Origin of the sequence: Methylobacterium currus (genome assembly GCF_003058325.1) — a bacterium.
GTDB classification, from domain to species: domain Bacteria; phylum Pseudomonadota; class Alphaproteobacteria; order Rhizobiales; family Beijerinckiaceae; genus Methylobacterium; species Methylobacterium currus.
Genome location: NZ_CP028843.1, coordinates 842004 through 857187, shown reverse-complemented (window position 1 = coordinate 857187; position 15184 = coordinate 842004). Strand labels below are relative to the sequence as shown.

The 15184-nt window shown below is 71.7% G+C and carries 12 protein-coding genes; 9 read left to right on the top strand and 3 right to left on the bottom strand.

The window, feature by feature from the left end; translation table 11 throughout:
• The first annotated feature begins 190 nt into the window (after positions 1 to 190).
• From DA075_RS03885 to DA075_RS03875, 3 genes are all read left to right on the top strand, one after another.
• Complete coding sequence (locus tag DA075_RS03885; RefSeq protein ID WP_099952093.1) at positions 191 to 2095, top strand: peptidylprolyl isomerase; 1905 nt, start codon at positions 191 to 193, stop codon at positions 2093 to 2095.
• 4 nt (positions 2096 to 2099) lie between these two features.
• On the top strand, positions 2100 to 3614 hold the full coding sequence (gene trpE, locus DA075_RS03880; RefSeq protein ID WP_099952092.1) for an anthranilate synthase component I: 1515 nt from the start codon (positions 2100 to 2102) through the stop codon (positions 3612 to 3614).
• 413 nt (positions 3615 to 4027) lie between these two features.
• Positions 4028 to 4696: a DJ-1/PfpI family protein gene (locus tag DA075_RS03875; protein ID WP_099952091.1), complete on the top strand. Its 669-nt coding sequence runs from the start codon at positions 4028 to 4030 to the stop codon at positions 4694 to 4696.
• A 445-nt stretch (positions 4697 to 5141) separates the two neighbouring features.
• Here DA075_RS03875 and DA075_RS03870 read toward each other — a convergent pair whose 3' ends face one another.
• The gene (locus tag DA075_RS03870) at positions 5142 to 5321 is read right to left on the bottom strand and encodes a hypothetical protein (protein WP_099901822.1); all 180 of its coding nucleotides are present in this window, start codon (positions 5319 to 5321) and stop codon (positions 5142 to 5144) included.
• A gap of 139 nt (positions 5322 to 5460) precedes the next feature.
• On the opposite strand from DA075_RS03870, the gene DA075_RS03865 reads away from it, so the two are divergent.
• The 3 genes from DA075_RS03865 to DA075_RS03855 all read left to right on the top strand — a co-directional run bounded on the left by DA075_RS03865 (position 5461) and on the right by DA075_RS03855 (position 10517).
• Positions 5461 to 6126 (top strand): TetR/AcrR family transcriptional regulator, encoded by a 666-nt coding sequence (locus tag DA075_RS03865; RefSeq protein WP_232386369.1) that lies wholly within the window; start codon positions 5461 to 5463, stop codon positions 6124 to 6126.
• A complete protein-coding gene (locus DA075_RS03860; protein ID WP_099952089.1) occupies positions 6123 to 7343 on the top strand; it encodes an efflux RND transporter periplasmic adaptor subunit in 1221 nt (406 codons plus the stop codon). The genes DA075_RS03865 and DA075_RS03860 overlap by 4 nt, the downstream gene beginning before the upstream one ends.
• A gap of 72 nt (positions 7344 to 7415) precedes the next feature.
• Positions 7416 to 10517: an efflux RND transporter permease subunit gene (locus DA075_RS03855; protein WP_099952088.1), complete on the top strand. Its 3102-nt coding sequence runs from the start codon at positions 7416 to 7418 to the stop codon at positions 10515 to 10517.
• Between the two features lie 264 nt (positions 10518 to 10781).
• Here DA075_RS03855 and gluQRS read toward each other — a convergent pair whose 3' ends face one another.
• Positions 10782 to 11624 (bottom strand): tRNA glutamyl-Q(34) synthetase GluQRS, encoded by an 843-nt coding sequence (gene gluQRS, locus DA075_RS03850; protein ID WP_099952087.1) that lies wholly within the window; start codon positions 11622 to 11624, stop codon positions 10782 to 10784.
• A 6-nt stretch (positions 11625 to 11630) separates the two neighbouring features.
• On the opposite strand from gluQRS, the gene DA075_RS03845 reads away from it, so the two are divergent.
• Positions 11631 to 12332: a DNA-3-methyladenine glycosylase family protein gene (locus tag DA075_RS03845; RefSeq protein WP_099952086.1), complete on the top strand. Its 702-nt coding sequence runs from the start codon at positions 11631 to 11633 to the stop codon at positions 12330 to 12332.
• Positions 12333 to 12452: 120 nt separating this feature from the next.
• Entirely contained in the window at positions 12453 to 13133 is a 681-nt protein-coding gene (locus tag DA075_RS03840; protein WP_099952085.1) for an alpha/beta hydrolase, read from the top strand.
• Between the two features lie 17 nt (positions 13134 to 13150).
• On the opposite strand, the gene DA075_RS03835 is transcribed toward DA075_RS03840, so the two are convergent.
• Positions 13151 to 13933, bottom strand: a complete 783-nt coding sequence (locus DA075_RS03835) for an HpcH/HpaI aldolase family protein (protein WP_099956386.1) — start codon at positions 13931 to 13933, stop codon at positions 13151 to 13153.
• 370 nt (positions 13934 to 14303) lie between these two features.
• On the opposite strand from DA075_RS03835, the gene purC reads away from it, so the two are divergent.
• Positions 14304 to 15098 (top strand): phosphoribosylaminoimidazolesuccinocarboxamide synthase, encoded by a 795-nt coding sequence (gene purC, locus DA075_RS03830; protein ID WP_063928401.1) that lies wholly within the window; start codon positions 14304 to 14306, stop codon positions 15096 to 15098.
• The last annotated feature ends 86 nt before the right edge of the window (positions 15099 to 15184 follow it).

The following is a 15184-nucleotide window of genomic DNA, read 5'->3' as shown; positions in this document are numbered from 1 at the left end:
TTGAACAAGCGATCCCGGACAGGCGATCTCGGACAAGCGTTGCCGGGTAACAGGTCCGCCACCGGGCGGCAAACGGCGGGGGCGCCGCTCTTTGCCTTGCGGCGCTTATGCGGTATCGCGGCCGGATCCGGGCGTCCCCCCGCGGGAGGCGCCCGCAGGATGTCTTAGACGGGTTTCTTCGAGGATCGCGATGCTCCAGGGGTTCCGCGCCGCCAGCCAGAGCTGGCTCGGCAAGATCGTGGTCACGGTGGTGTTCGGCCTCCTGATCGCGGGCCTCGCCATCTTCGGCATTGGCGACATCTTCCGCGGGGGCGGCAGCAACGCGGTCGCGACCGTCGGCAGCACGCAGATCCCGGCCGAAGCCCTGCGCACCGCCTACCAGAACCAGCTCCAGCGCCTGTCGCGCCAGAGCCGCCGGCCGATCACGCCGGACCAGGCCCGGGCGCTCGGCCTCGACCGGCAGGTGCTCGCCCAGCTCATCACCGAGGCCTCCCTCGACCAGAAGACGAAGGACCTCGGGCTTCGCATCCCCGATTCCGCGGTGGTGCGGCTGATCCAGGAGGAGCCGGCCTTCAAGGGCCCGAACGGCGCCTTCGACGTCGCCACCTTCCGCGATACGCTGCGCCAGGCCGGCCTGACCGAGCAGGGCTTCGTGCAGGAGCAGCGCGCGGTGGCCGCCCGCCTCCAGCTCGCCGACGCGATCACCGCCGAATTGCCGGTGCCGCTCGCCGCCCGCGAGGCGATCCACCGCTACACCGCCGAGCGCCGGGCCGCGTCCTACTTCACCCTGCCGGATTCGGCCGCGGGCGAGATCCCGGCCCCGACCGACGAGGAGGTGAACACCTTCTACACCGAGCGCAAGAGCGCGTTCCGGGCCCCCGAATATCGCAGCGTCAACCTGCTCGTCCTCGATCCGGCGACGCTGGCCAAGCCCGACGCCGTGCCGGAAGCCGAGGCCCGCGCCCGCTACGAATCCGAGAGGAGCCGCTTCGGCACGCCCGAGAAGCGGTCGATCCAGCAGATCGTCTTCCCGAACGACGCCGATGCGGCGGCGGCCCTCGCCCGCATCCGCAGCAACGAGGTCACCTTCGACCAGGTCGCCACGGAGCGCGGCCTCGACGCCAAGGCGCTCGATCTCGGCACCTTCGCCAAGTCCGAGCTGTTCGACCCGGCCGTCGCGGAGGCCGCCTTCGCGGCCGAGCCGAACGCGGTGAGCGAGCCGGTCAAGGGCCGGTTCGGCACGGTGCTCCTGCGGGTGACCGCCGTGCAGCCCGGCGCCCGCAAGCCGTTCGAGGAGGTGGCGGGCGAGGTCCGGTCCGAGGTCGCCCTCGACAAGGCCCGGGACGGGCTGGAGAAGGTCCACGACGCGATCGAGGACCAGCGCGCCGGCGCCAAGCCGCTGGCCGACATCGCCCGCGAGCAGGGCCTCGCCCTCGTCACGGTGCCGGCCGTCGACGCGCAGGGCCGCGACCCGCAGGGCAAGCCGGTCGACGCGATCCCCGACAAGGACGCGACCCTCGCGGCGATCGTCCGCAGCGACATGGGCGCCGACAACGAGGCCCTGCGCACCCGCTCCGGCGGCTATGTCTGGTACGACGTGACCAAGATCGACCCGGCCCACGACAAGCCGCTGGCGGAGGTCCGCGACGCCGTGGTGGCGCAGTGGAAGGCCGACGAGGTCTCGCGCCGGCTCGCCGCCAAGGCCCGCGAGGCGACCGAGCGGCTCGACAAGGGCGAGGCGATCGAGGATGTGGCGAAGTCCCTCGGCCAGGAGGCCAGGACCGCGACCGACATCGCCCGCGGCCGTGGCCGCGATGGCCTCACCACCGAGAGCGTCGCCCGCCTGTTCGCGACGCCGGTCGCCAAGTCGGGCACGGCCTCGGGCGAGGGGACGGCCCGGGTGGTGTTCCGGGTGACGAGCGCCACGGTGCCGGCCTTCGTGCCGACCGCCCAGGGCGCGGTCGCCGTGGAGGGGCAGTACCGCACGGCGCTCGCCGACGACATCCTGGCCCAGTACATCGCCGACGTGCAGAAGCAGGCCGGCGTCTCGGTCAACGAGGGCGCCTTCCGCCGCGCCATCGGCGGCGAGTACTGATCCCGTGCTGGTCGCCCCCTCCCCGGAGGCCGCCGCCGCGGCCTACGAGGCCGGCCGCCCGGTCCTCCTGCGCGCCACCCTGGTGGCCGATCTCGAGACGCCGGTCGCCGCCTTCCTGAAGCTGAAGGCGGGGCGCGAGGGCGCCGCCTTCCTGCTCGAATCGGTCGAGGGCGGCGCCGTGCGTGGCCGCTACTCGATGATCGGGCTCGATCCCGACCTGATCTGGCGCTGCACCCAGGGCCGGGCCGAGCGCGCGGGCGCGCCCGACCTCACGCGCTTCTCAGCCGAAGAGTCGGCGCCCCTCGACAGCCTGCGGGCGCTGATCGCCGAGAGCGCGATCCCGCCCGAGCCCGGCCTGCCCCCGATGGCGGCCGGCCTGTTCGGCTATCTCGGCTACGACATGGTGCGGGAGATGGAGCGGCTCGACGCGCCCCATCCCGATCCGATCGGGGTGCCGGACGCGATCCTGGTCCGCCCGACCGTGATGGTGATCTTCGACGCGGTGCGCGACGAGATCGCCCTCGTGGCGCCGATCCGCCCCGTCGCCGGTGTGCCGGCGCGCGCCGCCTACGAGGCCGCGCTGGCGCGGCTCGAGCGCGCCGCCGACGCGCTGGAGGGCCCGCTGCCGGTCGAGGCGCGGCAGAACCCGACCGAGATTCCCGCCCCCGCCCCGGTCTCGAACATCGCGCCCGACGACTTCCTCGGCATGGTCGCCCGGGCCAAGGAGTACATCGCCGCCGGCGACATCTTCCAGGTGGTGCTGTCGCAGCGCTTCGAGGCGCCGTTCACCTTGAGCCCGCTGGCGCTCTACCGATCCCTGCGCCGGGTCAACCCGGCGCCGTTCCTGTGCTACCTCGATTTCGGCGACTTCCAGATCGTCTGCTCCTCGCCCGAGATCCTGGTGCGGGTGCGCGACGGCGCGGTGACGATCCGGCCGATCGCCGGCACCCGCCGCCGCGGCGCGACGCCGGAGGAGGACCGGGCGCTCGCCGAGGAGCTGCTGGCCGACCCGAAGGAGCGCTCCGAGCACCTGATGCTGCTCGATCTCGGCCGCAACGATGTCGGCCGCGTCGCCGAGATCGGCAGCGTGCAGGTGACGGATTCGTTCTTCCTCGAGTTCTACAGCCAGGTCATGCACATCGTGTCGAACGTTGAGGGCCGCCTCGATCCCCGGCACGACGCCCTCTCGGCGCTCGCCGCGGGCTTCCCCGCCGGCACGGTCTCGGGCGCCCCGAAGGTGCGGGCGATGCAGATCATCGACGAGCTGGAGCGCGAGAAGCGCGGGCCCTACGGCGGCTGCATCGGCTATTTCGGCGCCGACGGCCAGATGGACACCTGCATCGTCCTGCGCACCGCCATCGTCAAGGACGGCCGCATGCACGTCCAGGCCGGCGCCGGCATCGTGCACGATTCCGACCCGGCCTCCGAGCAGCAGGAATGCGTCAACAAGGCCAAGGCGTTGTTCCGGGCGGCGGAGGAGGCGGTGCGGTTCGCCGCGCAGGCGCGGCGGGGGCAGTAGGCGCGGGTAGGCCGCTGGACCAGATCGAGGCTCCGCTCGAAGCAGCCGTCCTCGATCCGCGTGAACGGCGACCCGCACAGTCGGGCGCATTCCTCCTCTCCGGGGTGTAAGGGGGAGAAACACGCTCTCTCGTGCTCCGCACGGATCAAGCGGGAAGCGCAGGAGACCCTGGAGGATCGATCGCGCCGCCCGCATGCCGGCCGAGGCGGCCCCTTGCGGAGGAGGGCGGGGCCGCGCGGGAGGGTGATCCCGGCCGGGACGGTCGCAAGCTGCGACGGCGATGACCGCATCCGGGCCGGGAAAGAGGGCGAGCGCCGCGTCCTCCCGCGATGTCCATCGGCGGCCCTCCATCCGCCCCCTTGCACCCTACCCCTCGGCGTACGATCCTGCCGCCCACACGGGAGGCCCGCATCGTGTCGCTCAGCTTCGGTATCCTCGTCTTCCCGCAGGTCCAGCAGCTCGACCTCACCGGTCCCTACGAGGTCTTCGCCTCTGTGCCGGACAGCGCGGTTCACCTGATCTGGAAGGATGGCGAGCCCTTGCGCTCGGCGACCGGGCTGCCCTTCGTGCCGACCGCGACCTTCGAGACCTGCCCTCCCCTCGACGTGCTCTGCATTCCCGGCGGCAGCGGGGTCAACGCGCTGCTCGAGGACGAGGAGGTGCTGGACTTCGTGCGCGCCCGCGCGGCGGAGGCCCGCTACCTCACCTCGGTCTGTACCGGGGCCCTGGTGCTCGGCGCGGCCGGGCTGCTCACCGGACGGCGGGCCACCACCCACTGGTACGCGCACGACTTCCTCGCCCGCTTCGGCGCCGTGCCGGTCCAGGACCGCGTGGTGCGCGACGGCAACCTGATCACCGCCGGGGGCGTGACCTCGGGCATCGATTTCGGGCTCGCGGTGGTGGCCGAACTCCTCGGCCGCGAGGAGGCGGAGACGGTTCAGCTCGCCCTCGAATATGCGCCCGCCCCGCCCTTCGGCGCCGGGACTCCGGCCGAGGCTCCGCCGGCGGTGCTGGAGCGCGCGAAGAAGCGGCTCTCCGGCTCGCGGGCCGCCCGGGAGGCGATCATTGGGCGGATTACTTGAAAGTCCGCTCGTCGGCAGCAATCAATCAGTCGGCCCCCATGCGGGCCTGTCTTCCGTGGACCCTGGGCTCGCCGAAAGGCGAGAGCCCAGGGTCCATGACCGTCGCCATATGGAGAACAAGACGGATCGCGCGCCGGGTTTATCCTGCACCATCAGCGGTCACGGATCCCGGGTTCCGCGGTGCGGCCTCGGAATGCCACTGAGACGAAGGTGGTGAGCTGACGCGAATCCGCACGACCGTCCCGGCGCATGCCGGAGACGGGAATCCGGGTCGAGTCCCGTGACGTGATCGCCATCGAACGGGCCGCGAATTCGCCCGAAACACCGGCGAGAAACCCGGGAAACTATTCCTTAACCATTCCGCACGACCCTTGTTCGCGCATGAAAAAAGCCGGGACGCGAATCCCGGCTTCTCATCGGTGACCGATCGGGCGCGTGTCCCGGCTCACCCGAGGTTCAGGCGGTCTACCTTGGTGCCGGCCCCGCGCAACGATTCCGGAATCGCCGAGAAATCGGCGTAGCCCGCCTCGCGTGCCATCGCGTCGAGGGCCTGCTGCTCGTTCTCGGCGCCGCCGGTCCAGAGGATGGCACCGGTCGCGGCCTGCCTGACCTGGAAGATGGCCATGAAAACTGTCCTCCCGCTGAAGACTGATATCCTGACCGTTAACGCCTGCCGATCGGAGGAGGTTGCACAGGATCGAACGTTGCAGGAACGGACCCTTTGGGTGTAGAGAATGAACGTTCATTCTCAGGGTCTCCCCCGCGTGCCATCCCAACCGAACCCCGCCCGCCTCGATTCGGTCGAGGAGCGCCGCAGCCGCATCCTCGATGCGGCCGAGGCCTGCTTCGTGCGCCACGGCTTCCACCGCGCCACGATGAACGACGTGGCGGCGGAGGCCGGCATGAGCCCGGGCAACCTCTACCGCTACTTCCCGTCGAAGGATGCGATCGTGGCCGGCCTCGCCGAGCGCGACCGCGCGGCGGTGGCTGAGGACTTTTCGGGCATCGAGGCGCATCCGGAGATGATGCAGGCCTTCGCCGACCTTGCCCGCCGCCACCTCGCCGAGGCGCCGGCCGAGAAGGCCGTTTTGTGCCTGGAGATGTGGGCCGAGGCGACCCGCAACCCGGCCATGGCGGCGATCTGCCGGGACTTCGAGCGCGAGATGTCCGCTCGCCTGTCCGACCTCTACCGCCAGTTCCAGGAGCGCGCCGCGCCGCGCGCGCCCGGCGCCGACCCGGAGGCCGTGGCCCGCCTCGCCCTGGTGATGGCCGACGGGATCATGGTCCGCCGCGCCCTTTCCCCCGATTTCGCCCCCGGCCCGATCATCGACGCCATGCTGACCCTGATCGGGGCGGCGCTCGAGGGCCGCTTCGATCCGACCGGCACCGTGCCGTCCACTCTGCCGTCCCATCCGGAACCCGCCCGATGACCCGCCCCCGTCGCCACGCCGGCGTCCCGGCCGCCCTCGTCGCCCTCCTCATCGCCGTCCCTGCGGGGGCCGCCGAGACCCCGCCCGCGGCCGGTCCCGTCGCCACGACCGCGCCTGCGCCCGCCGTCACGGTGGCGGTGGCCGCCGAGCGCGAGATCGTCGAGCGCGCCGTCGTCACCGGCACCCTGGTGCCGCGGGACGAGATCCTGGTCTCGCCGGAGATCGAGGGCTGCCGCATCACCGAATTGCTGGTGGAGGAGGGAGACCGGGTCGCCAAGGGCGCGGTGCTGGCGCGGCTCTCGCGCGAGATGATCGACACCCAGCTCGCCCAGAACGCCGCCGCCATCGCGCGGGCGGAAGGCGCGGTGGCGCAGGCGCGCAGCACCATCGTGCAGGCCGAGGCCGCACAGGTCGAGGCGGCGCTCTCCCTGGAGCGCGCCCAGTCGCTGATGAAGACCGGCAACGCCACCGCGGCGGTGATGGAGCAGCGCGAATCGGCCGCGAAGGCCGCCGAGGGCCGGCTCTCGGCCGCCCGCAACGGGCTTGCCATCGCGCAGGCCGACCTCGCCCAGGCGCGGGCGCAGCGCAGCGAGCTCGACCTGAAGCTCGCCCGCACCGAGATCCGCGCGCCGGAGGGCGGCATCGTCAGCCGCCGCACCGCCCGGGTCGGCGCCACGGCGAGCGCCTCCGCCGAGCCGCTCTTTCGCCTGATCGCCCGCGGCGAGATCGAGCTCGAGGGCGAGGTGCCGGAGACCGGCCTCGCACGGCTCCGCGCCAGCGCGCCCGCGAGCCTCGACCTCGACACGACGGACGGGCCGGTGGCGGTCTCCGGCAAGGTCCGGGTGGTCTATCCGGAGATCGACCGGGCGACGCGGCTCGGCAAGGTCCGGATCAAGCTCGATGCCGATCCGCGCCTGCGCATCGGCGCCTTCGCCCGCGGAGCGGTCGAGGCGGCGCGGCGCACCGGCGTCGCGGTGCCGCTCGCCTCGGTGGTCTACGGGCCGTCGGGCCCGACCGTGCTGGTGGTGTCCGGCGAGCGGGTCGAGGCGAGAGCGATCCGCACCGGCCTCTCGGCCGAGGGCTTCATCGAGGCCCGCGACGGGGTCAAGGCCGGCGAGGCCGTGGTGGCCCGGGCCGGCAGCTTCCTGCGCGACGGCGACCGGGTGCGCCCGATCTATCCCGCCCTGCCCGCCACCGCCGAGGCCGGGCGTCCCTGACGCCCGGCTCCAGACAGATTCCGGGCGTCCCTGACGCCCGGCTCCCGATAGAATCCTGACCGGGCCCGAACGATGCGCCTGAACATTTCCGCCTGGGCGATCCGCAAGCCGATCCCCTCGATCGTGCTCTTCCTGGTGCTCGGGCTTCTCGGCCTCGTGAGCTTCCGCAGCCTGCCGATCACCCGCTTCCCCAATATCGACGTGCCGATCGTCTCGGTGACGGTGACGCAGGCCGGCGCCGCGCCGAGCGAATTGCAGACCCAGGTCACCAAATGGGTCGAGGACGCGGTGGCCGGGGTGAAGGGCGTCAAGCACATCACCTCGGCGATCACCGAGGGCACCTCGGCCACGACGATCGAGTTCCGCCTGGAGGTCAACACCGACCGGGCGGTCAACGACGTCAAGGACGCGATCTCCAAGATCCGGATGAACCTGCCCCGGACGATCGACGAGCCGATCATCAACCGGGTCGAGATCGCCGGCCTGCCGATCATGGTCTACGGCGCCTCGGCGCCCGCGATGACGCCAGAGGACCTGTCCTGGTTCGTCGACGACGTGGTGGCGCGCCAGATCCAGGGCCTGCGCGGCGTCGGCGGCGTCGAGCGCCTCGGCGGCGTCGCCCGCGAGGTGCGGGTGACCCTCAAGCCCGACCGTCTCCTGGCGCTCGGCATCACCGCCGCCGACGTGAACCGGCAATTGCGCCTGACCTCGGCCGACATGGCCGGGGGCCGGGCCGAGGTCGGCGGCCAGGAACAGTCGATCCGCACGCTGGCCGCCTCCTCGACCCTGGAGACGCTCGCCGCGACCTCGATCGTGCTGCCGGGCGGGCGCAAGGTGCGCCTCGACGACCTCGCGACCCTGAATGACGGGGCCGAGGAGCCCCGCACCTTCGCCCGTCTCAACGGCGAGCCGGTCGTCGCCTTCGCGATCTCGCGGGCGAGCGGCGCCAGCGACGCCTCGGTCGGCGAGGTGGTGGCCAAGAAGATCGAGGAGTTCGCCAAGGAGTATCCGGGCGTCCGCTTCGACCGGATCGATTCCTCGGTCACCAACACCATCGGCAATTACGAATCCGCCATGCACAGCCTGATGGAGGGTGCGGCGCTGGCGGTGCTCGTGGTGTTCCTGTTCCTGCGCGACTGGCGCGCGACGCTGATCGCCGCGGTGGCCCTGCCGCTCTCGGTCTTCCCGACCTTCTGGGCGATGAGCGCGATGGGCTTCTCGCTCAATGCGGTGAGCCTGCTCGCCATCACCCTCGTCACCGGCATCCTGGTCGACGACGCGATCGTGGAGATCGAGAACATCGTCCGCCACGTCCGGCTCGGCAAGTCGCCCTATCGCGCGGCGATCGAGGGCGCCGACGAGATCGGGCTCGCGGTCATCGCCATCACCGCGACCCTGATCGCGATCTTCGCCCCCGTCTCGTTCATGGGCGGCATCGCCGGGCAGTACTTCAAGCAGTTCGGCCTCACCATCGCGGCCGCGGTGTTCATGTCGCTGCTCGTCGCCCGTCTCATCACCCCGATGATGGCGGCCTATTTCCTGCGCGACCACGGCCACCACGAGGAGCGCGAGGGTCCGGTGATGCGGACCTACAACCGGGTCGTGCTGTGGTCGGTGCGGCACAAATACGTGACCCTGGTGGTCGGTCTCGCGCTGTTCACGGCCTCCATCCTGTCCACCAGCCTGCTGCCCGCCGGCTTCCTGCCCAAGGAGGACGCGGCCCGCACCCTGATGGTGGTCGAGCTGCCTCCGGGCGCACGGCTGGAGGACACGATCGCGGTCACCGACCGGGTCGCCCAGCGCATCCGCACCCTGCCGGAGGTCAAGTCCGTCTTCGTCGATGGCGGCCGCCAGCTGCCGGGCAAGAAGGAGGTGCGGCTCGCCACCCTCACCATCAACCTGACGCCGAAGAACGCCCGGGTGCGCAAGCAGGCCGACGTGGAAGCGGCGATCATGGACCTGATGCGCGACGAGCCGGACGTGCGCTACTGGTCCCTGCGCGAGGGCGGCCAGCGAGACTTCACGCTCATCGTCGCCGGCGGCGACACCGCCCAGGTGACCGAGGTGGCGGAGAGGATGCAGCGCGAGGTCGCGGCCCTGCCCAACCTCGTCAACGTGATGTCGACCGCGCCCCTCGACCGGACCGAGGTCCGCATCCGTCCGAAGCCCGGCGTCGCCGCCGATCTCGGCGTCTCGACCGACACCATCGCCGAGACGGTGCGGGTCGGCACGATCGGCGACATCGGCCAGAATCTCGCCAAGTTCAACGCCACCGACCGGCAGATCCCGATCCGGGTGCAGCTTCCGGTGTCGTTGCGCGGCGACCTCGCGGCGCTGGAGAGCCTGAAGGTGCCGGCGAAGAACGGCGCCTCCGTGCCGCTCTCGGCCGTGGCCGATATCAGCCTCGGCCGCGGGCCGACCGCCATCGACCGCTACGACCGCGCCGTGCGCGTGGCGCTGGAGGCCAACATGCAGGGCTCGGACGCGCTCGGCGAGCAGATCAAGCTCGCGATGGGCACCCCCACCGCCCGCAACCTGCCGCCCGGCATCTCCTTGCGCCAGACCGGCGACGCCGAGGTGATGGGCGAGGTGTTCGAAGGCTTCGCGATGGCGATGGGCGCCGGCCTGATGATGGTGCTGGGCGTCCTGATCCTGCTCTTCGCCTCGTTCTTCCAGCCGCTCACCATCCTGTTCTCGCTGCCGCTCTCGATCGGCGGCGCGATCCTCGGGCTCCTGATCTTCAACCGGCCGATCTCGATGCCGGTGGTGATCGGCATCCTGATGCTGATGGGCGTGGTGACCAAGAACGCGATCATGCTGGTCGATTTCGCCGTCGAGGAGATGGCCCGCGGCGTCGACCGCGTCACCGCCATCACCCAGGCCGGCGCCAAGCGCGCCCGGCCGATCGTGATGACGACCATCGCCATGGCGGCCGGCATGGTGCCGAGCGCGATGGCCTTCGGCATCGGCGGCGAGTTCCGCTCGCCGATGGCGATCGCGGTGATCTCGGGGTTGATCGTCTCGACCCTGCTGTCGCTGGTCTTCGTGCCGGCGATCTTCCTCCTGATGGACGACCTGTCGCGGCTGATGGGACGGCTGTTCGGCCGGTTCGTGGGCGCGGTGGACGAGCCGCCGGAGCACGAGGCGGCGCATCGGCCGGCGCCGGCGGAATAGGGGCGGATCGAGGCTCCGCACCCATTCCCCGGCGATGGATGGCCGGCCCGCCTCGGGACCGGTTCCGGATCGGACGCTCGCGCCACGGCGCGGCGTCACAGGTCGGGACGAGCGCAACGAAGCCTATAGGGTCAGAGGCGGGCGGGCCGCTGACGCCGGCTGAGCCAGGCGTCGTTCTGCCCCTCCTCGAATCCGCGCAAGTCTCCCTTCAGCGAAGCCGAGATCAGCGTCGCGAAAGCGATCCGACGGCATCGCCCGTAGCGTTCAACCGGACATCGTCCGATCGCCGAAGCCGAGCCGGGCCCGCACCTCCCCCGCGCTCACGCCCTGCTCCCGCAACGCCGCCAGCGCCTCCGAGCGCAGGCTCTTCGACAGCTTCTCCCCTGCCTCGTCCCGGATCAGCCCGTGATGGTGATAGCGCGGGGTCGGCAGGCCCAGCAGACGCTGGAGCAGGACGTGGAGGTCGGTGGCGGCTTCGAGGTCCTGGCCGCGGACCACGTGGGTGATTCCTTGGGCGGCGTCGTCGAGGACCACGGCGAGGTGGTAACTCGTCGGCACGTCCTTGCGGCCGAGCACCGCGTCGCCCCAGCGCGCCGGGTGAGCGACGCGAACCGCGTCGGGCGCGCCCGGCGCGAAGGCCGTGTAGGAGAAGGGGCCCGGGCAGAGCGCCAGGGCCCGCTTCATGTCGAGGCGCCAGGCATGCGGGGCGTCCGGCACGGGCCTGCCGCGGCAGGTGCCGGGATAGAGCGACGCCCCGTCCGGGTCGCGGGTGTGGCCTGCGGCGGCCTGGATCTCCCGGCGGGTGCAGGTGCAGGGATAGATCAGTCCTCGCGCCCACAAGCCGTCGAGGGCAGCGCGGTAGGTGGACATCCGTGCCGACTGGCGCCAGACCGGGTCCGGGTAGGTGAGACCGAGCCAGGCGAGGTCGGCGATCAGTGCCTCGGTCAGGTCCGGCCGGCAGCGGACCGGGTCGATGTCCTCGATGCGCAGCAGCACCTCGCCGTGCAGCGCCCGCGCGATCTCCGCGTTGAGGAGGGCCGAGTAGGCATGGCCGAGATGCAGGCGCCCGTTCGGGCTCGGGGCGAAACGCAGGCGGGGAGACGGCACGGCGGGATGCGGACGCGAAGAACTCCCCAAGCCATAAGCCCGCCGGCTCCCGGCGTCACGGGCAAGCTGCTCGATTCCGAGGCCGCCTTGCAGGAAGGCGTGGCGGCCCTGGCGGTCCTCGACCCGGCGATGGCGCGCCTGGTGGCCGAGGGCGCTCGGCCCCCCTTGCGCAAGCGTCCGCCGGGCTTCGAGGGACTGGCCGGCATCGTGGTGTCGCAGCAGATCTCGACCGCGAGCGCCGCGGCGATCTGGGGCCGGTTGAAGGCCGCCCTGCCGGACCTCACCGCCGAGGCCCTGGCGGCGGCGCCGGACGAGCTTTTGCGCGGGGCGGGGCTGTCGGCGCCGAAGATCCGCACCCTGCGGGCCGCGGCCGCCGCGATCGTGGCGGGCGTCCTCCCGCTCGACGCCTTGCCCACGCTCCCGGCCGACGAGGCCCACCGCCTGATGGTGGCCGTGCACGGCATCGGACCCTGGACGGCCGATGTCTACCTGCTGTTCTGCCTCGGCCACCCGGACGCCTTCCCGGCCGGAGACCTCGCCCTCCAGGAGGCGGCACGCCTCGCCGACGGGCTGGAGATCCGGCCGAGTGCCGCCGCCCTGAATGTGAGGGCCGAGGCCTGGCGGCCCTGGCGCGGGGTCGCCGCCAAGGTGCTGTGGGCCTATTACCGGGTGGCCAAGGCGCGCGACGGCGCGCCTCTTTCACCTTGAGAAGGCGCGCGACGGCGCGCCTCTTTCATCTTGGGATTGCGCGACGGCGCACCTCCCTCATCGTGAGGGCGCGCGACGGCGCGCCCCTGCCTTCCTGAGCCGAACGGAGCCCGAGACCCGATGCCGATCCTCACCGGCCCGCGCCTGATGCCCCGCTCGGGCGCAAGACCGCGCCAGCTCGTCGTCCTGCTGCACGGCTTCGGCGCCGACGGCAACGACCTGATCGACCTCGCGCAGGAATGGCAGCCGCTCCTGCCCGATGCCGCCTTCGTGGCGCCGCACGCGCCCGAGCCCTGCATCCAGGGCTTCGGCCGGCAATGGTTCCCCCTCACCTTCCGCGATCCGCACGAGCGCTGGCGCGGGGTGAACCGGGCCGGGCCGACGCTCGACGCCTTCCTGGATGCGGAGCTCGAGGCTCACGGAATCGGACCGCACCAGCTCGCGCTCGTCGGCTTCAGCCAGGGCTGCATGATGGCCCTGCACGTCGCCCTGCGGCGTCCCGCCCCGGTGGCGGCGGTCGTCGGCCTGTCGGGCATGCTGGTGATGGAGGACGGTCAGGGGCCCGAGAGCCTGAAGCCGCAGGTCCGGTCGGTGCCCCCGATCCTCCTCGCCCACGGCGACCAGGACGAGGTGATCCCGGTCGACGCGCTGTTCCTGTCGGCGGAGGCGCTCGCGGCGGCGGACGTGCCGGCGGAGTGGCACCTCTCCGCCGGGATCGGCCACGGCATCGACGACGGCGCCCTGCACCATGGCGGGCACTTCCTCGCCGCCGGCTTCGCCCGGGCCGCGCGGCGGGGCTAGCCCCGCCGGCGTTTGGTTCAGCCCCGCGCTTCCCTCAGCGCGGCCGCGGCGCCCGCCCGCAGCAGGGCGGAATCGCCCGAGAGCGCGATCAGGTCGAAGCCCTGGCCGATCAGCTCGCGGGTGCGCGGACCGGACAGGGAGTAGATGCCAATCCGCTTGCCCGCTGCCCGTGTGCGCGCCATGGCGTGCTTGAGCGCGTCGCGCACCGCCGCGCCGTCGGGATCGAGGCCGGCGCCGTTCGACAGGGCGATCGACAGGTCGGAGGGGCCGATGAAGATGCCGTCGATCCCGTCCACCGCCAGGATGTCGTCCAAGGCGGCCAAGGCTTCCCTGGTCTCGATCATCGCCAGCGTCTGGCAGAAGCCGTTGGCCTCCTTGAGATAGGTCTCGGGGGACAAGCCCGACAGCATCAGGGCCGGGCCCGGGCCCCAGCTGCGCTCGCCGAGCGGCGGGTACTTGGCCATCGCGGCGAAACGCCTGGCATCCTCCACCGTGTTGACCATCGGGGCGATGATCCCGGAGATGCCGGCATCGAGCAGGCGCGACACGGTCGAGAAGCCGCCGACCGGCACCCGCGCCAGGGTCGGCTTGCCGCGGGCCGCCACCAGGGCGACGGTGCGGCTGATGCTGTCGAAGTCGTGGGCGCCGTGCTGCATGTCGAGCGTCACGGTGTCGAACGCCTCGGCGGCGAGCAAACCCGCGACCGAAGGCTCGGGGATGCCGCACCAGGCCGTGATCAGCGGCTTGCCCTCGCGGAATCGCGCCGCCAGCGCGGCCACCGCGCCGCCGCGTTCCGCCATCGCCCGTTCCGCCATTGGGGTCCCTCCCGGATCGGCCGCCGACTCGTGCGCGGCTCGTCGCGCGAGCTTAGGTCAGGCGAAAGGCCGCCGTCGAGGCGCCGATCCCCTCGCCCGCGACATGCCGCCCCCTCCTGCCACGCTTGCAACATCGCTGCTCGATGCGCATATCGGCGCGACCAACGACCGCAATCCATCGCAGCGGCGTCCGGGCCTCCCCCGGCGCACCGGCTAACGCGTTGTGCTGCCTTCGCGGTTCGGGTAATTTGCCCCCGGCCGCCGGGACGCCCGGAGCGACGCGTCCCCCGGCCCGACCTCCTCCTCAGAGGTCGCCGCGCCGCGGGTCCCACACGTCGTCAGGAGCCTCGGCCCCATGGACTTCCTCAAACCACGGTACACGCCTATGAACCGCCGCCGTCGCATCTACGAGGGCAAGGCGAAGGTCCTCTACGAGGGTCCCGAGCCCGGCACGCTCATCCAGCATTTCAAGGACGACGCGACCGCCTTCAACGCCAAGAAGCACGAGGTGATCGACGGCAAGGGCGTGCTGAACAACCGGATCTCCGAGTTCGTGTTCCAGCACCTCAACGACATCGGCGTGCCGACGCACTTCATCCGCCGGCTCAACATGCGCGAGCAGCTGATCCGCGAGGTCGAGATCATCCCGCTCGAGGTGGTGGTGCGCAACGTGGCGGCGGGCTCGCTGGCGACGCGGCTGGGCCTGGAGGAGGGCACCCAGCTTCCGCGCTCGATCATCGAGTTCTACTACAAGAACGACCAGCTCAACGACCCGATGGTGTCGGAGGAGCACATCACCGCCTTCGGCTGGGCGACGCCGCAGGAGATCGACGACATCATGGCGCTGGCCATCCGGGTCAACGACTTCATGTCGGGTCTCTTCCTCGGCGTCGGCATCCGCCTGGTCGACTTCAAGATGGAGACCGGCCGGCTCTGGGAGGGCGACATGATGCGCATCGTCGTCGCCGACGAGATCTCTCCGGATTCCTGCCGCCTCTGGGACATCAAGAGCCAGGACAAGCTCGACAAGGACCGATTCCGCAAGGATCTCGGCGGCCTGATCGAGGCCTATACCGAGGTGGCCCGCCGCCTCGGCATCCTGGGCGAGAACGAGAAGGTGCAGACCGGCGGGCCGCGCCTGGTGCAGTGACGCGGGCCGGCTGAGTCCGGATCGGGATGAGGGCGGGGCCGCTTCCGGAGGGAGGCGGCCCCGTCGTCGTTACGGCTGACCGTCTT